The organism is Kineobactrum salinum (genome assembly GCF_010669285.1).
GTDB classification, from domain to species: Bacteria; Pseudomonadota; Gammaproteobacteria; order Pseudomonadales; family Halieaceae; genus Kineobactrum; species Kineobactrum salinum.
The window spans coordinates 4,438,461-4,457,106 of record NZ_CP048711.1 but is presented as its reverse complement, the minus strand read 5'-3'; the positions used below and the strand labels follow the sequence as shown (position 1 = coordinate 4,457,106).

25 protein-coding genes and 6 pseudogenes are annotated in these 18,646 nt (G+C 53.1%); 23 read left to right on the top strand and 8 right to left on the bottom strand.

The window, feature by feature from the left end:
- Nucleotides 1-26 precede the first annotated feature (26 nt).
- The 7 genes and pseudogenes from G3T16_RS19870 (at nucleotide 27) to G3T16_RS21375 (ending at nucleotide 3,569) form a co-directional block, all read left to right on the top strand.
- The gene (locus G3T16_RS19870; protein WP_163496744.1) at nucleotides 27-473 is read left to right on the top strand and encodes a hypothetical protein; all 447 of its coding nucleotides are present in this window, start codon (nucleotides 27-29) and stop codon (nucleotides 471-473) included.
- A 147-nt stretch (nucleotides 474-620) separates the two neighbouring features.
- Complete coding sequence (locus tag G3T16_RS23285) at nucleotides 621-914, top strand: BrnT family toxin (protein ID WP_163496743.1); 294 nt, start codon at nucleotides 621-623, stop codon at nucleotides 912-914.
- Nucleotides 892-1,116 carry a BrnA antitoxin family protein gene (locus G3T16_RS19860; RefSeq protein ID WP_197911772.1) on the top strand — a complete coding sequence of 75 codons (225 nt, stop codon included), beginning with the start codon at nucleotides 892-894 and terminating at the stop codon, nucleotides 1,114-1,116. The genes G3T16_RS23285 and G3T16_RS19860 overlap by 23 nt, the downstream gene beginning before the upstream one ends.
- A 234-nt stretch (nucleotides 1,117-1,350) precedes the next feature.
- Entirely contained in the window at nucleotides 1,351-1,647 is a 297-nt protein-coding gene (gene tnpA, locus G3T16_RS19855) for an IS66 family insertion sequence element accessory protein TnpA (RefSeq protein ID WP_163496741.1), read from the top strand.
- The gene (gene tnpB, locus G3T16_RS19850; protein WP_163496740.1) at nucleotides 1,647-1,931 is read left to right on the top strand and encodes an IS66 family insertion sequence element accessory protein TnpB; all 285 of its coding nucleotides are present in this window, start codon (nucleotides 1,647-1,649) and stop codon (nucleotides 1,929-1,931) included. The genes tnpA and tnpB overlap by 1 nt, the downstream gene beginning before the upstream one ends.
- 73 nt (nucleotides 1,932-2,004) lie before the next feature.
- Nucleotides 2,005-3,232: pseudogene (tnpC, locus tag G3T16_RS21385) on the top strand (IS66 family transposase).
- On the top strand, nucleotides 3,150-3,569 hold the full coding sequence (locus G3T16_RS21375) for an IS66 family transposase (protein ID WP_232059180.1): 420 nt from the start codon (nucleotides 3,150-3,152) through the stop codon (nucleotides 3,567-3,569). The pseudogene tnpC and the gene G3T16_RS21375 overlap by 83 nt, the downstream one beginning before the upstream one ends.
- Nucleotides 3,570-4,052: 483 nt before the next feature.
- Here G3T16_RS21375 and G3T16_RS19840 read toward each other — a convergent pair whose 3' ends face one another.
- The 3 genes and pseudogenes from G3T16_RS19840 to G3T16_RS19830 form a co-directional block, all read right to left on the bottom strand.
- Nucleotides 4,053-4,466 (bottom strand): hypothetical protein, encoded by a 414-nt coding sequence (locus tag G3T16_RS19840; RefSeq protein WP_163496739.1) that lies wholly within the window; start codon nucleotides 4,464-4,466, stop codon nucleotides 4,053-4,055.
- Nucleotides 4,463-5,077, bottom strand: coding sequence for a hypothetical protein (locus G3T16_RS19835; RefSeq protein ID WP_163496738.1), 615 nt, complete (start codon nucleotides 5,075-5,077; stop codon nucleotides 4,463-4,465). Before G3T16_RS19835 ends, G3T16_RS19840 begins: the two co-directional genes overlap by 4 nt.
- Nucleotides 5,078-5,387: 310 nt before the next feature.
- Nucleotides 5,388-5,603: pseudogene (locus G3T16_RS19830) on the bottom strand (transposase domain-containing protein); the annotation flags it as partial.
- 12 nt (nucleotides 5,604-5,615) lie between these two features.
- Here G3T16_RS19830 and G3T16_RS22250 point away from each other — a divergent pair.
- From G3T16_RS22250 to G3T16_RS19815, 4 genes and pseudogenes are all read left to right on the top strand, one after another.
- Nucleotides 5,616-5,852, top strand: a pseudogene (locus G3T16_RS22250) (IS66-like element ISCARN15 family transposase); the annotation flags it as partial.
- Nucleotides 5,845-6,144, top strand: a complete 300-nt coding sequence (locus tag G3T16_RS19825; RefSeq protein ID WP_163496737.1) for a hypothetical protein — start codon at nucleotides 5,845-5,847, stop codon at nucleotides 6,142-6,144. The pseudogene G3T16_RS22250 and the gene G3T16_RS19825, both read left to right, overlap by 8 nt.
- 141 nt (nucleotides 6,145-6,285) lie before the next feature.
- On the top strand, nucleotides 6,286-7,452 hold the full coding sequence (locus G3T16_RS19820; protein ID WP_163496736.1) for an amidohydrolase family protein: 1,167 nt from the start codon (nucleotides 6,286-6,288) through the stop codon (nucleotides 7,450-7,452).
- 165 nt (nucleotides 7,453-7,617) lie between these two features.
- Nucleotides 7,618-8,074, top strand: a pseudogene (locus G3T16_RS19815) (IS1182 family transposase); the annotation flags it as partial.
- Between the two features lie 79 nt (nucleotides 8,075-8,153).
- Here the strand turns inward: G3T16_RS19815 and G3T16_RS19810 are convergent.
- Together G3T16_RS19810 and G3T16_RS19805 are read right to left on the bottom strand one after the other, a co-directional pair.
- Nucleotides 8,154-8,471, bottom strand: a complete 318-nt coding sequence (locus tag G3T16_RS19810; RefSeq protein ID WP_163496735.1) for a CcdB family protein — start codon at nucleotides 8,469-8,471, stop codon at nucleotides 8,154-8,156.
- Nucleotides 8,471-8,716 (bottom strand): type II toxin-antitoxin system CcdA family antitoxin, encoded by a 246-nt coding sequence (locus G3T16_RS19805; RefSeq protein ID WP_163496734.1) that lies wholly within the window; start codon nucleotides 8,714-8,716, stop codon nucleotides 8,471-8,473. Before G3T16_RS19805 ends, G3T16_RS19810 begins: the two co-directional genes overlap by 1 nt.
- A 213-nt stretch (nucleotides 8,717-8,929) precedes the next feature.
- On the opposite strand from G3T16_RS19805, the gene G3T16_RS19800 reads away from it, so the two are divergent.
- The 9 genes and pseudogenes from G3T16_RS19800 to G3T16_RS19760 all read left to right on the top strand — a co-directional run bounded on the left by G3T16_RS19800 (nucleotide 8,930) and on the right by G3T16_RS19760 (nucleotide 13,216).
- On the top strand, nucleotides 8,930-9,136 hold the full coding sequence (locus tag G3T16_RS19800) for an AbrB/MazE/SpoVT family DNA-binding domain-containing protein (protein WP_163496733.1): 207 nt from the start codon (nucleotides 8,930-8,932) through the stop codon (nucleotides 9,134-9,136).
- Complete coding sequence (locus G3T16_RS19795; RefSeq protein ID WP_163496732.1) at nucleotides 9,133-9,513, top strand: type II toxin-antitoxin system VapC family toxin; 381 nt, start codon at nucleotides 9,133-9,135, stop codon at nucleotides 9,511-9,513. Before G3T16_RS19800 ends, G3T16_RS19795 begins: the two co-directional genes overlap by 4 nt.
- 247 nt (nucleotides 9,514-9,760) lie before the next feature.
- Nucleotides 9,761-10,162, top strand: coding sequence for an SRPBCC family protein (locus G3T16_RS19790; RefSeq protein ID WP_163496731.1), 402 nt, complete (start codon nucleotides 9,761-9,763; stop codon nucleotides 10,160-10,162).
- Nucleotides 10,163-10,270: 108 nt separating this feature from the next.
- A complete protein-coding gene (locus G3T16_RS19785; protein WP_163496730.1) occupies nucleotides 10,271-10,618 on the top strand; it encodes a DUF3024 domain-containing protein in 348 nt (115 codons plus the stop codon).
- A gap of 73 nt (nucleotides 10,619-10,691) precedes the next feature.
- Nucleotides 10,692-10,979 carry a GFA family protein gene (locus G3T16_RS23280; RefSeq protein WP_408610759.1) on the top strand — a complete coding sequence of 96 codons (288 nt, stop codon included), beginning with the start codon at nucleotides 10,692-10,694 and terminating at the stop codon, nucleotides 10,977-10,979.
- Nucleotides 10,970-11,101 (top strand): annotated as a pseudogene (locus tag G3T16_RS23275) (transposase); the annotation flags it as partial. The gene G3T16_RS23280 and the pseudogene G3T16_RS23275, both read left to right, overlap by 10 nt.
- Nucleotides 11,044-12,075 (top strand): alpha/beta hydrolase, encoded by a 1,032-nt coding sequence (locus tag G3T16_RS22245; protein WP_408610758.1) that lies wholly within the window; start codon nucleotides 11,044-11,046, stop codon nucleotides 12,073-12,075. The pseudogene G3T16_RS23275 and the gene G3T16_RS22245, both read left to right, overlap by 58 nt.
- A gap of 98 nt (nucleotides 12,076-12,173) precedes the next feature.
- Nucleotides 12,174-12,545, top strand: coding sequence for a hypothetical protein (locus G3T16_RS19765; protein WP_163496727.1), 372 nt, complete (start codon nucleotides 12,174-12,176; stop codon nucleotides 12,543-12,545).
- 218 nt (nucleotides 12,546-12,763) lie between these two features.
- Nucleotides 12,764-13,216 (top strand): GFA family protein, encoded by a 453-nt coding sequence (locus tag G3T16_RS19760; RefSeq protein ID WP_456298656.1) that lies wholly within the window; start codon nucleotides 12,764-12,766, stop codon nucleotides 13,214-13,216.
- Between the two features lie 125 nt (nucleotides 13,217-13,341).
- Here G3T16_RS19760 and G3T16_RS19755 read toward each other — a convergent pair whose 3' ends face one another.
- Complete coding sequence (locus tag G3T16_RS19755; RefSeq protein WP_163496726.1) at nucleotides 13,342-13,932, bottom strand: TetR/AcrR family transcriptional regulator; 591 nt, start codon at nucleotides 13,930-13,932, stop codon at nucleotides 13,342-13,344.
- 83 nt (nucleotides 13,933-14,015) lie between these two features.
- Between G3T16_RS19755 and G3T16_RS19750 the strand changes: the two genes are divergently transcribed.
- From G3T16_RS19750 to G3T16_RS19740, 3 genes are read left to right on the top strand one after another with little or no spacing between them, the layout of a single operon-like run.
- Nucleotides 14,016-14,516 (top strand): RidA family protein, encoded by a 501-nt coding sequence (locus tag G3T16_RS19750; RefSeq protein ID WP_232059179.1) that lies wholly within the window; start codon nucleotides 14,016-14,018, stop codon nucleotides 14,514-14,516.
- A 23-nt stretch (nucleotides 14,517-14,539) separates the two neighbouring features.
- Nucleotides 14,540-15,046 carry a GFA family protein gene (locus G3T16_RS19745; protein WP_197911765.1) on the top strand — a complete coding sequence of 169 codons (507 nt, stop codon included), beginning with the start codon at nucleotides 14,540-14,542 and terminating at the stop codon, nucleotides 15,044-15,046.
- A gap of 43 nt (nucleotides 15,047-15,089) precedes the next feature.
- Nucleotides 15,090-15,362, top strand: coding sequence for a DUF167 domain-containing protein (locus tag G3T16_RS19740; protein WP_163496725.1), 273 nt, complete (start codon nucleotides 15,090-15,092; stop codon nucleotides 15,360-15,362).
- A 95-nt stretch (nucleotides 15,363-15,457) separates the two neighbouring features.
- Here G3T16_RS19740 and cysS read toward each other — a convergent pair whose 3' ends face one another.
- Complete coding sequence (gene cysS / locus G3T16_RS19735; protein ID WP_163496724.1) at nucleotides 15,458-16,840, bottom strand: cysteine--tRNA ligase; 1,383 nt, start codon at nucleotides 16,838-16,840, stop codon at nucleotides 15,458-15,460.
- A gap of 16 nt (nucleotides 16,841-16,856) precedes the next feature.
- Nucleotides 16,857-18,514 (bottom strand): annotated as a pseudogene (locus tag G3T16_RS19730) (glutamine--tRNA ligase/YqeY domain fusion protein).
- Nucleotides 18,515-18,646: the final 132 nt, after the last annotated feature.

Below are 18,646 nucleotides of genomic sequence, written 5' to 3'. Positions count from 1 at the left end.
TCTACAACGGGCCAGGAGTCCTTATTATGATGTCACCGATGAATAAGTTATGCGTCTCACTTCTAGGTACATTTGTTGTTGGTGCATGCCATGCAACTTCAATAGACAAGCAAGAGGTACGTGCAGCACCATCGGATCTAAAGGAACTTGGTCTCAGTGTTGGCATCTATCCCGAGCCATTGTGCGCAGAGGCTAGTGACGTTGAGATTTCCATACCTGCTAGCCACAATGGGGCTTCATTCAGTGGCGCCACACTGGATATCGAGAAGGACGGAGAAACTATGCTGTCTGTTGGTCTCATTCTAATTGAGGCTCCTGAAACCATATACTCAGAAAAACCACTTCATGGTGTTTCTTTCTGCTTACATCCGTCGCTATATAATTCAGCATCAGTTCGCCTTTTCTACAGCAAAGGCGAGCTTACAACGGACAGCATATTGCTAGAGGATTTCGGTAGTTATGCTAGTCATTAAAACTCATAGCAAATTGCTGTTGTCGCAGCGCAGAGTGCGCGCTACTGGGACGCCTCCGCTATCGCTCCGGCGCCCCAAAGCAAGGCGTTAACAGCCCTCGGCCATAAGGCATTGACTTCAACTACAATATAACTACAATGTAGTGCAATGAGCCATCTGAACTTCGAATGGGATATCCGGAAGGATGCTTCTAACCAGAAGAAGCATGGCGTTTCATTCCACGAGGCAAAAACCGCCTTTACAGACGAGTACGCCCGCTTGATCGCAGATCCGGACCATTCTGACGAGGAGGACCGGTTCATACTCCTTGGTACGAGCATTCATTCTCGTCTGTTAGTCGTGTGCCATTGTGCTAGAGCCGACGAGATCGTACGCATTATCTCCGCGCGTAAGGCTGACAAGCGAGAACGAATGATTTATGAAGGGTACAGACATGCGTGATCACTACGATTTTTCCAAGTCAGTCAAAAATCCATACGCCAAAAAGCTGAAGAAGCAGGTCACTATAAGACTTGATGAAGATACTATCGAGTACTTCAAACAACTTGCTGATGAAAAGGACCTTCCTTATCAGAGCCTTATTAATCTTTATCTTAGGGATTGTGCTCAGTCGCACAAAGACCTCAAAATTGAGTGGCAATAAGCTGTTAACAAGCCAAAGCAGCCGACCGCTATAAGCGTCGGCTGTTTGGAGCGTTATGCAATTGATCTCTAATCGACGAGGACTTAGGCCGACCGGTGTATGATTTGAGGAAGCGTCGAATGAGCAGCAGGTTTTCAACGTGCATAACAAAGTAAGCGTTCATTCTGAGGCGTCTGCAATTTACCACCGTTCCTGACTATTCTGAACTCTCAGTCAACCTCCTGGGAGCTAGCCATGACCACACCTCAACGTATTCGCCGCTCAGCAGCACAATGGCGCGAGATCGTGCAACAGTTTATCGACCGTGGATTGTCTGCCACTGCTTTTTGTAAGCACAACGAGATAGCTTACGGCACATTTGTACGGTGGCGCCACAAGCTTTCCCTCCAGGAAGAAGCATTGCCACCAGACAAGACATCGGCCGACTGGCTACCGATTGATCTGACTGATCCGGTCGATGGCGCTAAGCGCACATGGGAGATTGAACTCGAGTTACCGGGCGGTGTCCAGCTACGGATGCGCGCTGCCTGATGATGTTCTCGAGTACGGCGCGCATCTGGCTGTACCAGAAGCCTGTCGATATGCGCCGCAGTTTCGATAGACTGGCCGCCATTGCTCAGACCCAGCTCTCTCTGCAAGCCAATAGTGGCGACTGGTTCGTCTTCGTCAATCGCCGTCGCACCCAGATGAAGATCCTGTATTACCATGGCGGTGGGTTCTGCATCTGGGCGAAACGCCTGGAACGGGGCCGGTTTCAGTCGGTGACGAACAACGGAGAGAAACTGGAGCCGACAGTGCACAGCTGCAGTGCCTGATCAGCGGGATCGATTGGCAAAAATCTCGACAATACAAGCGTCATCGGGGTCTCGGAATGGTAAAATCTGCGGCATGATCTCGCCGTTCAATACCGTTTCACCACCCCTTGCTGACGCCCATGCGGCGGCGGTGCGTATGGCAGCGCTGGAGGCAGAGAACCAGCGCCTCAAACAGCAACTGGACTGGTTCAAGCGGCAACTGTTTGGCCGCAAATCCGAGAAGCAGCTACTGCTCAATCCCGACCAGGCCAGCCTGTTCGCGCGAGAGAACCCTGACACCCAATCCCCCAAGCCGCCGAGCAAGGTCATTGCGGAACACCGGCGCCGTGCTCGGCGGGGCGGTCATGAAGTCAATGACACCGGGCTGCGCTTTGATGAAACAGTGCCGCAAACTATCATCGACATTCCGGCACCCGAGCTGCAGGGAGAACAGGCTGCTCGCTACGAGATAATCGGGTACAAGGAGAGTGCGCGGCTCGCGCAGCAGCGCAGTATTTACCAGCTGCTGATTTATCGCCGGCCGGTACTGCGTGACAAGCATGATCAGACGCTCATCACGCCACCGGCTCCAGACAATGTGCTGGAGGAGTGCTATGCCGATGTCTCCCTGCTGGCCGGCCTGATGGTCGACAAGGCGGTGTACCACTTGCCGTTGTATCGTCAGCACCAGCGCATGCTCAACAGCGGCATTGTGCTGAGCCGCTCGACCCTGCTGAACTATGTATCGCGAGGTATTGCCTTGCTGGAGCCGATCTATCAGGCTCAGTGGCAGAGCGTTCTGGACAGCGCCGTGCTGGCGATGGACGAAGTGCCCATGAAGGCGGGTCGCAAGGGTCTCGGAAAGCTACTTCTGGCCTATGTATGGCGACCGGGATGAAGTGGTCTTTACCTGGTCTGCCAGCCGTAGCCGCCACCATGCCCAACAGCAACTGTGCGGATTTACTGGCGTCCTGCTGACTGATGGCTACGAGGCCTACAGCCTAGTAGGCTCTGACCTCAACTGGAACAAAGCACGGATTGCCCACGCTAATTGTTGGGCACACAGTCGTAGGGCCTTTGAGCGAGCACTGGCGATGGAGCCCGTGCTGGCCCAATACGCCCTGGACCTGATTGCCCGGCTTTACCAGATTGAAGCGGCTATCCGGGCGCGGGAGTTGGTTCCGGACGAAGTGGCCGCCTGGCGGATCCAGCACAGTGTGCCTATCCTCGAGGCGCTCTTTGCCTGGGTTCGCCACCAGCGGCAACGCCCCGGAATTGCTGCCATCCAACCCGCTCACCAAAGCGCTGGCCTATGTCCATGAGCGGGAGGCCTCGCTGCGTGTGTTCCTTGAGAATCCGGGTGTTGCCATGGACACCAATCACTTGGAGCGTGCCCTGCGCGTCATTCCCATGGGCCGCAAAAACCACTTATTTTGTTGGAGCGAGCTGGGTGCGGAGCAGTTGGGTATTCTTCAAAGCTTGATGGCGACCTGCCGCCTGCACGGCATTAACTCCTACGACTACCTGGTGGATGTGCTGCAACGCGTAGGGCGACACCCGGCTCGCGACGTCGCAGCTTTGACGCCGCGAAACTGGAAAGCCTGCTTCGCTGACAACTCCATGCGTTCGGATGTGATGAACGAGGCTGCCCATGACTGAAAAGGACGCCTACGCCAGCTGGCAGTCGAGCGCTCAGGAGGTTGAACGCATCGCCAAAGACCGCTCACTACCACTATGGTAAAAGGCGCACCTGGTTGGCGCCGCCTATACCACTGTAGTACGGGATGGCCTGCAATCAAAGCACCAGCACAAAATCTTTAATCGCATTGTTCAGGTGAACGCCATACTGCAGCGCTACACTGTAGATAGCTTCGATGATTACCAGCGTATGGATGAGGCGGACCTGCGGGAAATCGTGAGCCTGTTCCGCGCCATGGGGCCTTCCAACTAGCTACCGCAGGTGCAAAGAGGAAACAGTCCTATATTGATCGGTTACAGTCAAAAACCCGTTGTATCGAAATCACCGATTGCACAAGAGCACGACGTCGACACCATATGGTTCGGCCGCGGACAGAGGCTGCATCGTGGTCAGAGTCTTTACTGCTGCTAGCCGTGGCTCATAAACGATAACTGCCACAGAAATCAGGGACACGAATAAGGAAACGGTGGCGGAGGAGTGATGTAATTTGCCTCAGCTGACCTATACCTGTATTGGACTTCATTCCAAAACGTGGCAAATGTCTTTGCTTTGTACGGTGTACAATCGTAGTAGTCGAGTGGAAGGGGTGACACTTCTAGCCCCTGGTTGTTTGGCGGCGTAATATTAATATCGTGGTTATAGAAGCTGTTGTGGAGACCGAAATTGATGAAGTTTTCTGCGTCCATACTCATATATATAACTAATTCGATGTGGTTGAATGTAACTGCCGCTGTATGGTGCGAATAGTCTTCGAAAGCTCCCCATATCATCCCCACATTTGCAGTCAGCGCCGCATTAGCACTGGAACTGGCAATCAGCAGTGAGCATGTGAGCGTCATCCCTGCAAATGTTTTCATCTCTGGTCTCCCTTCCGATCACAATATGTCTGGAATACTTGTCTTAGGTATTCGACAGGTCTCTGATGGTAATCCTCGCTGTGATTTACCGCCAAGTATGATGAGCTTGATTTGGTTGCATCGACTAGTTGACCTAAAGCTTTGATCTCATCTTGAGGAAGCTGTGCTATAGCTACCATGTAGTATTTCTTGTAAATTCCTTCTGAAATGTCATCAGTCGTATCCGCTATCAGTGCGTACTCTGAAATGCTCCGACTTCCCACATTAGGAGTGCAAGTCAGCATGCGGACAGAGCTATTTATCTCCTTATTCATGCGCCTGTTTAAATCGAGTAGGTAGTTGACGAGATGTTTGCTCGCTTTCTCGCTTAATCCTGTAACCATTTTTACATGATGCGGAAGATCATCCGGATTTCTTTTGGAGACTGATGCCCATGTTGTCATCAAGTTAAAAAGTGCAATGCCATCAGGCATTTCCATAGTGCCGCTGTAATCCCTTCGTACCGAGGGATCGAGCTGTTGAGGAGACTGGCTCTCACCTGCCAAGGCAACCATCATGTGTAGGACCACTGGAAGGGCTAGCGCACGTGCAATAATGCGTCTATACGTCATGATCAAGGACTCCTATTAAAGATAATATTGTCTTGTGGACTACTCTTACTTCATGACTTATTGCGTAAAGATGGGCTTGTTAAACAGCAGTAACAAAAATGATCCAGCTGATAATCCTGAAAATAGATTCCGAAAAAAATGGTTCCGGTTCTTGGAATTAACCCCTTCCAGTACCCTAGTATCCTCTGTTCGAGCGCGTACATTTAGCCCAGTAAAATCAAGTTTAGTCACAACGACGGAAAGTGAAATATCATTTTCGAATACCAATAATAATGCTCAATTGCATTGGTTATAGGCAACCGTCCGGTAATCACACCTTGATGGGCGGATCCCAGTTGTGCGGCAGCAAGGCTGCCAGATCAGATTGCCTGGCAGTGGAGATACACTCCAGCACATGCCGCAGATAGGCCTGGGCATCCAGCCCATTGATCTTTGCCGACTGGATCAGCGTCATCACGTTGACCGCGCGCTGACCGCTGCGTACAGAGCCTGCAAACAGCCAGTTCTTGCGATTATGGCAATGTGGCCATAAGCGGAAAACCACTTGTTTTGTTGGAGCGAGCTGGGTGCGGAGTAGTTGGCATCTTTCAAAGCTTGATGGTGACCTACTGTCCGTATGGCATTAATGCCTACGGTTACCTGGTGGATGTCCTGCAGCGCGTGGGGCGACACCCGTCTCGCGAAGTCCGCAGCTTTGACGCCGCGAAACTGGAAAGCCTGCTTCGCTGACAGCCCCATACGTTCGGATGTAATGAACGAGGCTGCCCATGGCTGAAAAGGACGCCTACGCCAGCTGGCAGTCGAGCGCTCAGGAGGTTGAACGCATCGCCAAAGACCGCTCACTACCGTCGTGGCAAAAGGCGCACCTCGTGGGCGCCGCCTATACCACTGTGGTATTGGACAGCCTGCGATCAAAACACCGGCACAAAATCTTTAATCGCATTGTTCAGGTGAACGCCATACTGCAGTGCTACACTGTGAATAGCTTCGATGATTACCAGCGTATGGATGAGGCGGACCTGCAGGAAATCGTGAGCCTGTTCCGCGCCATGGGGCCCTCCAACTAGCTACCGCAGGTGCAAAGAGGAAACAGTCCTATATTGATCGGTTACATAACAAAGTGCTGCTGACGGAGAGGTAATCCCTCCAGAGATTATTGAGAATTTGAGATCCAAATTCAAAGACGTGAGCAGGCTGGGGATTTTACGTTGATCCAGGTCGCATTTAACCAGGCCAATCACAGCGACAGCTTTTCCGTTGCGGCTCCGCCATCACTCCAAAGCTGCGCATGTTGGCTGCGTTATACGGCGCAATTAATCTATGCGAAACTTCGAGCTGAAATCGCGGGGGGCTTCACTATGCGGCTGGGAATAGTCTTAATAATGATTTTCATGGCTGATGGTTTGGCTTTGGCTCAAGAATCCAGATTGCCGATTATCGATATGCACTTCCATACAGTCGCGGTCGATAGCCAAGGCCCACCGCCACTAGGATTATGTTCGCCGTTTCGCGAGATTCCGTCCTCGGTCTCAGCCGAGTCATATCCCGATCAATGGTTGTCGCTACTAAAGAACCCACCATGTGATGATCCGGTATGGTCGCCGACATCCGATCGGGAGCTGATGGCTGCCTCGCTCGCGATGCTAGACGAGTACAACATTTTTGGTGTCGCGAGTGGGCCTGAACATCTGGTTAGGGCGTACGAAGACGCAGCGCCGGATCGCATCATCCAGGCTTTGTTGCTTGGCGGTTCCGCCGTCGCGGAGCCGCAGTCGATTGACTCGTTGCGTATCCTGCATGACGAAGGACGATTGGAGGTTATTGGAGAGCTGACGACGCAATACGCTGGGATTTCGCCCGACGATGAGCGTTTGGAGCCGCTTTGGGCTCTCGCCGAAGAGCTTGATCTACCCGTTGGGATCCATATCGGTACGGGGCCTCCCGGCGTCGCATACCTTGGAGCATCCGGCTATCGGGCGCGATTGCACAGCGCTTTAACGCTTGAGGAGGTACTCATTAGACATCCGTCGCTACGCATCTATATATCTCATGCGGGGTGGCCCATGCTCGAAGATTTGTTGGCCTTGCTGTGGGCGCACCCGCAAGTGTATATGGATGTAGCAGCCATTAATTGGGCTCTACCGACCCCAGAGTTTCACAGCTACCTGCAACGGATAGTTGAAGCAGGATTTGGGTCTCGCGTCATGTACGGCTCGGATCAGATGGTTTGGCCAGGAATGATCCCGAAGTCGATTGCCGCAGTAAGAGATGCACCGTTTCTTGATGAGGCGCAGAAACGAGACATCCTGTATAACAACGCCGCACGATTTCTTAGACTTAGCGAAGAGGAAATCGCTACGCACCATGGGAAGTGACTGCGCTACGCTGCCAAATAGGGCATTCATGTCGCCCTTCGGGCCTGGTGCATCCTTTTGGCTAAAGCCTTCACTATCGCTCCGGCAACGTGGTGGTCGGGCAAGCTTTCCCAACGCTACAATAACCAAGCAATTAACTATGCGCCTCCGGCACCGGACGCGGTCGCCGCCAAGGAATGGTCTGGTACCTTCAAGGAGCTTGGACAGAAGCGTCAAAAGATAAAACGCCAGATTCGCCGTTGCCTGAAAGAGCACCGTCAGCTGGACAAGCAGGATCTTACCAACAGCGAGCGTATTCGGCGAACTCAACAAACCCTTGACACGCTCGATAAAGCGGCCACGGGGATCGATCAGTTCCTAAAGACGCAAAGCCCACAGATGGGCCAGGGCAAGAGACCAAAGGAAGTGAAGGGCAATATCACCGACAATGAGTCGGCCAAGATGACAACGAGCAAGGGCACGATACAGGCCTATAACGGTGTCGCCATTGTCGACAAAAACATCAGATCATTGTGGATGCTCAGCGTTCGCCTAAAGCGCCTACTTTTGGTGGCATGGGCAAGAACACCACACATTGCAACCCGCTCTTGAAGCACTGAAAGGATGCTACCGCCGACTGGGCTCCACCAACTGCAACAATCTGGTAATGGAACCGAGCTATTAAAAGTCTGGTATTGATTCCGGATTTTTGTACAGCCTCGTTATATGCCAGAGAGTACAAAATCTGCTGCAGCTATAATTTCTGAGCGGTGTGCAGATAGATCGTGGGCCTGAGCACCGAGCTGTTTGCGATCCACACCTGCAATGTCTTGTGTTATTGCTGTAAAGCTCTCGCCGCCTAGAACGAATACAGGGTTGAGCCTGGATAGACTTATTGGTGCGGCAATTATTGAAGATGTGAGCGGAATGACGATGGTTGTTCTCAGTCCACTCAATAAATCACTTTGTATATCCAGCAAGTAGGGATAGTGGGCGCGAGTACCAGGGTTGGGGTTCTTATATGTACAAAACTGTCCCATCAGAACTTCCTTACGCTGTCGCTGAACGTGCCATTGGTTTCGACGAATTGGTTGTATGCTTGAATGGCATCGGCGTTCTCGCGCAGCCATTGAGCACGGTGTTCAGTCCGTAGCAATTCAGCCAAGGCAAGCTCCAGAGTTGCGGACAGATTGATATTGAGACTTCTGGCCTTTTCAAGTAAGTCGCTGTTTATACTAACATTAGTAGGTTTTTTAGGGGCTTGGGTGTTGTATACGTGATTCATGGGAGAGTTACTCCAAATTCATGATGCGCATAGTTTATGCGCACATTGGTTATTGGGAAAGGCATATAGCAGGTTCTTGCAGTGCGTTCCGGCGCTCCGCGCCTCCACCGGACGGTTCCTCCGGAGCCGCAGCTGAAGTAAATCGTTACGTATCTTGACCACTTTTATCGATAGAGGTATCGTAATACCTTTATATTATCGATAGGTTTCGGCATGACTTCAGTAACCGTATCTCCGAAGTATCAGATTGTAATTCCTAAAGAAATACGTGAATCCATGGGTATTGCACCTGGCCAGAAAGTCCAGATGACCTCATACCAAGGGCGGATTGAGGTGATTCCTCTTAAACCCATGAAAGAAATGAGAGGCTTCTTGAAAGGAATTGATACCACCGTTCTCAGGGAAGAAGATCGGGTATGAATGTCGTAGATTCATCAGCCTGGTTGTCGTATCTCGCCAGCGATGCGAATTCTGCGGTATTTGCGGGGCCCATAGAAAAGCTGCCAGAGTTGTTGGTTCCAAGCATCACTATCACGGAGGTTTTCAAGGCCGTACTGCGTCAACGTGGAGAAGAAGCCGCTTTGATTGTCACAGCCCATATGGAACAGGGCAAGGTGATCCCACTGGATTCAGAGCTGGCTAAGAGTGCCGCAAAATTTGGCGTTCTCCACAAACTACCGTTGGCTGATAGCATCATTTTCGCCACTGCTCAGAAGTACTCCGCTGTAATCTGGACTCAAGATAACGACTTCGATGGCTTGGCGAATGTCAGATACATTTCCAAGAAAAAACCATAATAAAGGCCTTGCAGCCAGACCAAAACACGCTGAAGATGGCGTTATTGAGTAGATCCACCAAGAAAGTGAAAAACGGCGTTCCCAACAATCGGCCACTACGATCAGCGATTCCGGTCTCGGGAAACACACCCGACTTATATCTCAGCGCCCCTGTTCTTGGTGCCATCTATAACCGAAAAACGTTTCCGCGGAAACGGCACCTCGTTTCTGAAAATGCCCCCTGGTCACAGAACAAGGAGCTTTCCTGATGCACGAAGTACAACATATCAGCATTTATATTGATCGCCTCCCAAGCGAAGTTTATGAGTTTGCTTCAAATCCTGAAAATTTGCCGCGCTGGGCAGCGGGGTTAGCCAGCTCTGAGGTTAAGAGAGGTCGAGACGCGTGGGCGGCTGAATCTCCATTTGGAAAGGTAAAGATCAGGTTTGCGGAGAGGAATACATTTGGCATCATGGATCATGATGTTAAACTTGATTCAGGTGTGGTTGTTCACAATCCCATGCGAGTTGTCCCCAACGGGGATGGGAGCGAGTTCGTATTCTCTCTACTGCGGCGACCGGGTATGTCCGACGAACAATTCGCAGAAGATAAACAGGCAGTTGAGAAGGATCTGGCAACGCTAAAAGAACTTCTTGAGCGGCGCTCTTGAATGGAATATCGCGGTTCTATCTACAAGGCTCCCAACGATCGCAGGGCAACGTCAAAAAGCGGCGCGCCTGCTGCGAGCGTTATGTGGACGTTCCCATAGAGAAACCACATGGCATTCAGTGAGTTTGAAGCAAAGAAAATTGAGCGGGCCGCTTCTGAATTTCTGAAAGAGCGGAGGCCGCCAGCCGAGATCCGGCCCAAGTTGGATCTGGACGTTCGAGTTTCCGGCCAAAGCGTGCAGATAGTCGAGATTCGCCCCCATTTTCGGGAGCCTTCCACGATCATTGAATCGCCGGTGGCAAAAGCTACCTATATCAAGAAATCTCAACGCTGGAAAATCTATTGGATGCGCAGCGATCTGAAGTGGCATTCGTACACGCCAGAACCCGAGTCACGCTCCATCGAGGAATTCTTTGCTATCGTGAATGCCGACGAGAATGGCTGTTTCTTCGGGTAGTACATAACCCGTCATTCAAATTCGTTCCCGGGCTAGCGGCCGTAAAGTCACGATGGTGGGAAATTGCCATTGAATTAACTGCAAGAAGGCGACGGGAAGTGGTTATGCACCGGTATTGTTTGTCCCAAAGAATTCCGTCGAGATCACTGGCGACGTCAGGTACTACCAAACAACGGGAAAGCGTGGATTCTGTCCGAACCGTGGATCTTCGTTGTTCGACGATCCTGCAGTCGAAAATCCGGAGGAACTTCTTTCAGGGATGCTAGGGATTTGTGCAGGATCACTTGATGATCTTTCCCAATACAAGACTGAAATTGACATTTTACTGGCCGGTCGGCTACGTGGGAATGTAATATTGTGACCAACAAAGGGCTCAGTCGATTCAGTTTGCGCGGCCGAGACAAGGTACAAGGTCAATGGCGCCTATACTGCATGGTCCACGATATCGAGAAAATGAAGAATTATGGGAATCTGAGAGAATGATGAGTGATCCTGGAGACGGCTTATTGAAAATAGCGCTTTTCTCCGGAGTGGCTCTCTACACACTGCAAAAACCTGGTAATGGAACCGAGCTATTAAAAGCCTGGCATTGTTTCCGGGTTTTTCTACAGCCTCGTTATGTACTTCCAGAGGGAGACCTTGCGAGAATAAAAATACTTTCTGTATGGCTGTTATTGCTATTTGGAGCAACTGTACAAGCTAATCCACTCCAACTTCCCCAAATCAAGGTCGTGCCCATTCAGGACAGTGCACTGGGGCGCGACTACGAACTGTACGTAAAGCTACCTAAAGACTACGATGTCAATACCGATCAGACGCACCCAGTTATCTACATTGCGGACGCACGTTGGCACATGGAAATTATCTCAGGCTCCATAGAACACCTGGTTCAGGATGCCATTCTAGTTGGTATTTCCTGGGAAAAAGGCATACCTGCACAGCAAAGTCGTATGCGTGATTACACTCCCGACAAATACACGGGGGAAGACTACAAGCACCCTACCGGCCAGGCTCGAGAGCACCTTGCGTTCTTACAGAATGACGTATTTAAGTATGTCGAATCTGAATACAAAGTCGATCCAACTCGGCGCACCTATTTTGGCTATTCAGTAAGCGGAACCTTTGGCAGCTATATACTGTTGACCCGTCCCAAGACCTTTCGAAACTACATAATTGGTAGCCCAGCACCTTTGTTCAGCGGGCAATTTGCCCATGAGTACACACCAATCTCACAAGCGACCCCCGAATCGCTAGATGCCAATGTCTTCGTGTCAGTAGGATCCGATGAAACACCAAAATACGTTGAAAATGCGTTTAGCTTGGTGCGTTTTCTGAAATCCAGGAAGTCCGACACGTCTCAGGTGGAATTCAAAGTAATAGAATCGGCGGACCATGGTTTCGCTTTCCCTATGTCTGGCATGCAGGGCCTATATTGGTTGGCTGGAATTTCCGATTAGTTATGGAATGACCAGTCGCACATATGGCACATAATAAGTCAGTAAACTGCGATCCAAATGCATAACCAGGGCGCTATGTTGCCAATGAGGAATGTTCAATGAATTATCTTGTTTTCCTGTTCGGGTCTTTGATTGTGCTCAGTAGTGCCGTGGTTTTAATTAAACCTGTCGCTATTTTTAATCTGCTCAAAAAGCATGCAAGTTCAATCTGGCTTCACCTTTCCGCCGTTGTAGTAAGAATTGTTCTAGGAGCTGTATTGATCGCCGGCGCATCAGAATCCAAATTTACAGTTGTATTCCAAGTTTTGGGTTGGCTTTCAATTCTTGCCGCTCTGATGTTGGCGGTAATTGGCAGAGTGCGATTCCAAAATCTGATTAATTGGGCACTCGAACTCACGCCGCTATTTAAAAGCCTGGCGGGATTGTTGGGTATTTTGTTTGGAGGATTCCTTATTTATTCGGTGCTTTAAAGGTATATGCAAAATAACCAAAAGCTCAATCGGACGCGCAGGAAGCGCGCGGCGCTTAGCTCAGCGTTATTGAGTGCATCCGCCAAGGGATCGAGGGATCGAGGGATCGAGGGATGAAGTTCACAACAATCCGGCCACCACGATCAGAGATTCCGGTCTCGGGAAGCCCACCCGGCTTATATCTCAGTGCCCCATATTGAATTTGGAGGTAGGTTATAGTGAACAGTACATCGGATAAGGTTAGAGGTCATTGCCGTTGCGGGTTGGTAGAGTTTGAGGTTAGCGCAAAGCCAATGATTACAATGGCTTGTCACTGCACGGGATGTCAGCGGATGTCATCAAGCGCCTTTAGCTTGAGCTCGCTATTTCCGAGTGAGGCATTCTCAATTACATCCGGAGAGCCCGTTATCGGTGGGCTGCACGGAAGTACGCGCCACTTTTTTTGCGGGCATTGTATGAGCTGGCTATTCACACGCCCTGAAGGTATGAATGATTTTGTAAATGTACGCTCAACTCTGCTTGCGGGCTCTCGAACCTACAAGCCTTTCATTGAAACTTACACGGATGAAAAGATTGAATGGGCTGTTACTGGTGCGAAACATAGTTTCAGCAAGTTCCCGCCGCAAAACAAGTTTCCGGAGTTACTTCAGGACTATGCGAGCAAAAAATGATAGAAGAATCACAGAAAATAATGCTGCACGTAACAAATAGGCATATATCGCGCGTCAGCCACGACCTATCCCATTGTTGAACGAGCCCGGCGGCTGGCACTCTCTATAAGCAAATAAATAATTCACTAGGAAGAGTTCTTTAACAAACCAGATGCCAGTAGCTGAAATGCTTCGACGGCTTTCGGGGTCACCTTCTGTGGGGTGGCATTGGCGGCAATCCACAGCGCTGCATTAAGCGCGGCACCACTGAGTAATCTGGCAGCAGCTTCGGCATCAACCGGCTTTAAAACGCCTTCAGCTATTAGCTGCGTCACGGTTTGTCTGGTGACCTCAAGGCAGCTATTTTGGCTGGGCCATTGTGAGGGGTCTCCCAAAACCGCAGGCCCGTCGAGCAATACGATACGCTGGATTTCAGGATCAAGCGCCATACGTATATAGGCTATACTCTCTGCCAGCAGCCCCTGCCACAAGTCTCCAGCTTGTGCGCCCTCCTCTTTTGCACGCACTGCCATTTCTGTATCTATCTGGTCTACAACCGCAGCGAGAAGCCCGCGTTTGTCGCCAAAATTGTGGTACAGAGCCCCTCTTGTCAAACCTGCTTCGGCGGTTAGCTCATCCATCGAGGCCGCTGCGTAACCTTTTTCAGCAAAGGCTTTTCGGGCCGCTGATATTAGCTTTGCACGGTTTTCTGCCACTGTTTTGGCGCGTTTGTTCAATCCTGGCTCCCTCGCTACTAGCATACGGCGCGTATATTAACTTGACATACGCCTCGTATAACCTCAATCTGCATACGTACCGTATGTTACTGCCAACTGGCGTGCGGGTACAGCAGAGTCGCTGGAACTCGCCCACCGCTGAAAGCGCATTTCAAAAACAATGCGCAGATATTTACTACAATGAGGGTTTGGTTATGCACCAACGTGAAGCTATTTTTCCTGCCAACAGGCATGCACTCTACAAGGAGCACGGCTATTCGGCAGCTATTCGTTCTGGAGATCTGCTGTTTGTGTCCGGGCAGGTAGGTAGCCGTGAAGATGGTAGTCCTGAGCCTGAATTTTCACTCCAGGTGGAGCTGGCTTTTAAAAACCTGCAAGCTACACTGGCAGCAGCAAACTGCACCCTTGATGATATTGTTGATGTGACCACTTTTCACACTGATCCAGAGCACCAATTCGCCACCATTATGCAGGTAAAGCAAAAACACTTTAGCGCACCGCCCTACCCAAACTGGACAGCAATCGGGGTGAATTGGTTGGCTGGCTTTGATTTTGAAATAAAAGTTATCGCCCGCATTCCATAAACACCATCTGAACAGGAAAGCTGATGCAAAGCATGAATCACAGTATTGCTCAATGCACCTGCGGAAGCGTCGAGATTGACGTGGCCGGCAAACCAATCCTCGGCGCAGCCTGTTACTGTGATGACTGCCAGGAAGGCGCACGCCAGCTTGAAGCTTTGCCGGACGCCCCTCCGGTTATGGGGCCAGATGGCGGAACGGATCTCCTGCTCTTCCGGAAAGATCGAGTGCAATTCTCAAAGGGTGCCGATCTCTTGCGCGACTACCGGATCAAGGACGGTTCCCCCACTCGTAGAGTTGTTGCGACATGCTGTAATTCTGCCATGTTTCTCGATTTTCAGAAGGGTCACTGGTTCTCTGTCTATAGGGCCAGATTCGGCAATGACGCGCCCCCAATACAGATGCGCATCCAAACCAGATACAGATCGGAGAACAATCCTGTCTCGAGCGGGGTCCCTGAATACAAGTCGTATCCATTGAAATTTATTACCAGGCTCATGGCGGCGAGACTCGGCATGCTGCTTGGTCGATGAGCCATAGACGGCGGTATTAGATGACCTGTTCGAGCATCCACCAATGAGTTGCCGCCTCACCGTCAAGGTCGTGCCAGGAGCATCCCGGAACAAGGTCGTCGGGATGCTTGGAGAAGCCCTTAAGATCAGAGTTCAGGCCCCGCCGGAAAAGGGCAAGGCCAACGCTGCGGTACTGAAGCTCGTCGCGCAATTCCTCGACCTTCCAGCAAAGCAGCTGAGCATTTGCGCGGGGCACACATCTGCGACCAAGGTGGTGGAAATCCAGGGGATATCAGAGGAAGAGCTCGCTGGAAAGCTTGCGGAACTCGCCACCTAGAGTCGGCCCCCACTGACTGGACAGCCATTGGACGATGATAAGTGTCTCGAGATGCGCCGGGCAGAAGGCTGCTGCCTGAATCCGCGACGCCGCGTTCAGCCGCGGCGCCACTTGGTGCCCTCGCGGGAATCCTCCAGCACGACACCCTGCTGCAGCAATTGTTCGCGAATGGCATCGGCACGGGCATAGTCCCGGTCTGCCTTGGCCTGCTGCCGTGCGACAATCAGTCCCTCGATCTCGGCTGCGGTGATGCCGTCGCTGGCCGCATCGCCCTGCAACCACGCCTGCGGCTCCTGCTGCAGGATGCCCAGCAACTCCCCGGCGGCCAGCATGCGCGCCTTCAGTGCCGCTTTGGCGGCAGTGTCGTCGGCTTTGTGCAACTGCTTGGCGAGCGCGTGCAGTTCCGCGATCGCAAGCGGCGTGTTCAGGTCATCGCACAGCGCCTGGTAAAAGGGTTCTGACGCCAGTTCCACTGCGCTGGCATCGGGCTCGATATCCTGTACCGACTCCAGCGTGCTGTAGAGACTGCCCAGGGTGGCCTCGGCCTGCTCCAGCAACTCGGCAGAAAAATTCAGCGGCGTACGATACTGCGCGGACAGCAGCGCAAAGCGCAGCACTTCGCCGCGAAAGGACTGCAGCAGCTCGCGCACGGTGCGGAAGTTGCCCAGGGACTTGGACATCTTCTCGCCGTCGATGTCCAGGTAGGCGTTGTGCATCCAGTAGCGCACATAGTCGCCACCGTGGGCACAGCGGCTCTGGGCGATCTCGTTCTCGTGGTGGGGAAAGATCAGGTCGCGCCCGCCACCGTGGATGTCTATGGTCTCCCCCAGATGCTCGCGAATCATCGCCGAGCACTCCAGGTGCCAGCCCGGACGGCCGCGCCCCCAGGGGCTGTCCCAGCCCGGATCCGCGACAGCGGCCGGCTTCCACAGCACGAAATCCCCCGGGTGGCGCTTGTAGTCCGCCACCTCCACCCGGGCGCCCGCCAGCATGTCATCCAGCGAGCGCCGCGACAGCTTGCCGTAATCCGGCATGGATTCCACCGCGAACAGCACATGGCCCTGTGACTCATAGGCATGGCCCTTTGCAATCAGGGTTTCGGTCAGTGCAATCATCGCGCCAATGTTGTGGGTGGCGTGCGGCTCCAGCGTCGGCGGCAGCGCATTGAGCTGGGCCATGTCCTCGCGGTATTTGCCGGTAAATTCGTCGGTCACCGCCTCGATGGAACGGCCGCTGTCCCTGGCCGCCGCGATGATCTTGTCATCCACATCGGTGATGTTGCGGGCGTAGGTCACTGTGCTGTACAGCGTCTGCAACAGGCGGAACAGCACGTCGAACACTACCACCGGCCGGGCGTTGCCGATATGGGCGAGGTTGTAGACGGTGGGTCCGCAGACGTACATGGTGACCGCATCCGGTTGCAGCGGTTGGAATACCTCTTTCTTGCCGCTCAGCGTGTTGTAGACCTTCAAGCTCATGTGCCGCTGCCTTGTGTCAGGAATCCCAGGTATCGCGCAAGCCGATAGTGCGATTGAATACCGGCAGCTCGGCGCTGTGCTCGTAGCGGTCGGCGACGAAGTACCCCTCGCGCTCAAACTGGAAGCCCTGCTCCGGTTGCGCCTCGACCAGGGCGGGTTCGATCCAGGCATCGGTCACTACCCGCAGGGAGTCCGGATTGAGAAAGTCCATATAGGCATTCTCACCGCGGTCCGGCGCTTCGTGGGTGAACAGGCGATCGTAGAGCCGCACCGTTGCCTGCCGCCCCTGGCTGGCCGAGACCCACTGGATCACGCCCTTGGGCTTGACGCCATCGGCCGGGTCCTCGCCCAGCGTGCCCGGAATCACGTGCGCGTGCACCTCGGTGATATTGCCCTGCTCGTCCTTGACCACCCGGTCGGCCTCGATCACGTAGGCGTTGCGCAACCGCACCCGCTTGCCCAGCACCAGGCGCTTGTACTTCTTGTTGGCCTCCTCGCGAAAATCATCGGCGTCTATCACCAGCAGGCGGGTAAACGGCAGTTGGCGTTCGCCCAGTTCAGGCCGGGTGGGATGGGAGGCCGCGGTCAGCATTTCCAGATGATCATGCGGCAGCTCGGTCAGTACCAGGGTGAGCGGATTCAGCACACACATGCGTCGCGGCGCATTCTCATTCAGATCATCGCGGATCGCGTGCTCCAGCATCGCCACGTCCACCACCCCGTCGCTGCGGGTCACGCCGATCATCTCACAGAAGCGGCGAATCGCGGCCGGGGTGAAGCCGCGCCGGCGCATGCCGGCAATGGTGGGCATACGCGGGTCGTCCCAGCCCTGCACCACCTTGTCATCCACCAGCTGTTTCAGCTTGCGCTTGCTGGTCACCGTGTAATTGAGGTTGAGGCGGCCGAATTCGAACTGCCGCGGCCGGGCGGGCACCGGCAGATGATCCAGCAGCCAGTCGTACAGGGCCGGTGATCCTCGAATTCCAGGGTGCAGATGGAGTGGGTCACGCCCTCGATGGCATCTTCCTGGCCGTGGGCAAAATCGTAGGTGGGATAGATCACCCAGTCGGTGCCGGTCTGGTGATGGGCCACCTTGCGGATCCGGTACAGGATGGGGTCCCGCAGGTTCATGTTTGGTGAGGCCATGTCGATTTTTGCCCGCAGTACCCGGCTGCCCTCATCGAACTCACCGTTTTTCATCCGCTCCAGCAGGTCCAGGTTTTCCGCCACGGAGCGGTCGCGGCAGGGGCTGTTGCGGCCGGGCTCGGTCAGGGTGCCGCGGTACTCGCGCGCCTGCTCTGCATCGAGGTCACAGACATAGGCGTCGCCCTGCCGCACCAGCTGCAGCGCCCATTCGTAGAGCTGGCCGAAATAGGCCGAGGCGTAGCGCACCTCCCCCGCCCACTGGTAACCCAGCCAGCGCACGTCGGCCTGGATGGATTCGATGAACTCCTGGCTCTCCTTGGCCGGATTGGTGTCGTCAAAACGCAGGTTACAGTCACCGCCGAAACTCTCTGCCAGACCAAAATTCAGGCAGATGGACTTGGCATGGCCGACATGCAGATAGCCATTGGGCTCGGGCGGGAAACGGGTCACCACCTGAGTGACGCGGCCCTCGCGCAGCTCTTCGGCGATCAGGGTACGCAAAAAATTGTTGCCGGGTCTGGTTTCCATGCGGGTTCCGGTTGGCGCTCCAAAAACCGGGCATTATACCGGCAGAATCGCAGTGCTTATAGCGTTTGCCACGACAAGCACCCTATAAATGCCACAAACACCGGGATTGCTGCGGTTCTGTTTTACTGGTCC

Coding starts and splice junctions, on each gene's coding strand:
- G3T16_RS19825 (WP_163496737.1), top strand. CDS start 5,845: ATGGCTGAAAAGGACGCCTACGCCAGCTGGCAGTCGAGCGCTCAGGAG.
- tnpB (WP_163496740.1), top strand. CDS start 1,647: ATGATGTTCTCGAGTACGGCGCGCATCTGGCTGTACCAGAAGCCTGTC.
- G3T16_RS19870 (WP_163496744.1), top strand. CDS start 27: ATGATGTCACCGATGAATAAGTTATGCGTCTCACTTCTAGGTACATTT.
- G3T16_RS19795 (WP_163496732.1), top strand. CDS start 9,133: ATGAATGTCGTAGATTCATCAGCCTGGTTGTCGTATCTCGCCAGCGAT.
- G3T16_RS19805 (WP_163496734.1), bottom strand. CDS start 8,716: ATGAATCACGTATACAACACCCAAGCCCCTAAAAAACCTACTAATGTT.
- G3T16_RS19745 (WP_197911765.1), top strand. CDS start 14,540: ATGCAAAGCATGAATCACAGTATTGCTCAATGCACCTGCGGAAGCGTC.
- G3T16_RS19810 (WP_163496735.1), bottom strand. CDS start 8,471: ATGGGACAGTTTTGTACATATAAGAACCCCAACCCTGGTACTCGCGCC.
- G3T16_RS19740 (WP_163496725.1), top strand. CDS start 15,090: ATGAGTTGCCGCCTCACCGTCAAGGTCGTGCCAGGAGCATCCCGGAAC.
- G3T16_RS19860 (WP_197911772.1), top strand. CDS start 892: ATGAAGGGTACAGACATGCGTGATCACTACGATTTTTCCAAGTCAGTC.
- tnpA (WP_163496741.1), top strand. CDS start 1,351: ATGACCACACCTCAACGTATTCGCCGCTCAGCAGCACAATGGCGCGAG.
- G3T16_RS19790 (WP_163496731.1), top strand. CDS start 9,761: ATGCACGAAGTACAACATATCAGCATTTATATTGATCGCCTCCCAAGC.
- G3T16_RS23285 (WP_163496743.1), top strand. CDS start 621: ATGAGCCATCTGAACTTCGAATGGGATATCCGGAAGGATGCTTCTAAC.
- G3T16_RS19835 (WP_163496738.1), bottom strand. CDS start 5,077: ATGACGTATAGACGCATTATTGCACGTGCGCTAGCCCTTCCAGTGGTC.
- G3T16_RS19800 (WP_163496733.1), top strand. CDS start 8,930: ATGACTTCAGTAACCGTATCTCCGAAGTATCAGATTGTAATTCCTAAA.
- G3T16_RS19785 (WP_163496730.1), top strand. CDS start 10,271: ATGGCATTCAGTGAGTTTGAAGCAAAGAAAATTGAGCGGGCCGCTTCT.
- G3T16_RS19765 (WP_163496727.1), top strand. CDS start 12,174: ATGAATTATCTTGTTTTCCTGTTCGGGTCTTTGATTGTGCTCAGTAGT.
- G3T16_RS19840 (WP_163496739.1), bottom strand. CDS start 4,466: ATGAAAACATTTGCAGGGATGACGCTCACATGCTCACTGCTGATTGCC.
- cysS (WP_163496724.1), bottom strand. CDS start 16,840: ATGAGCTTGAAGGTCTACAACACGCTGAGCGGCAAGAAAGAGGTATTC.
- G3T16_RS19750 (WP_232059179.1), top strand. CDS start 14,016: ATGTTACTGCCAACTGGCGTGCGGGTACAGCAGAGTCGCTGGAACTCG.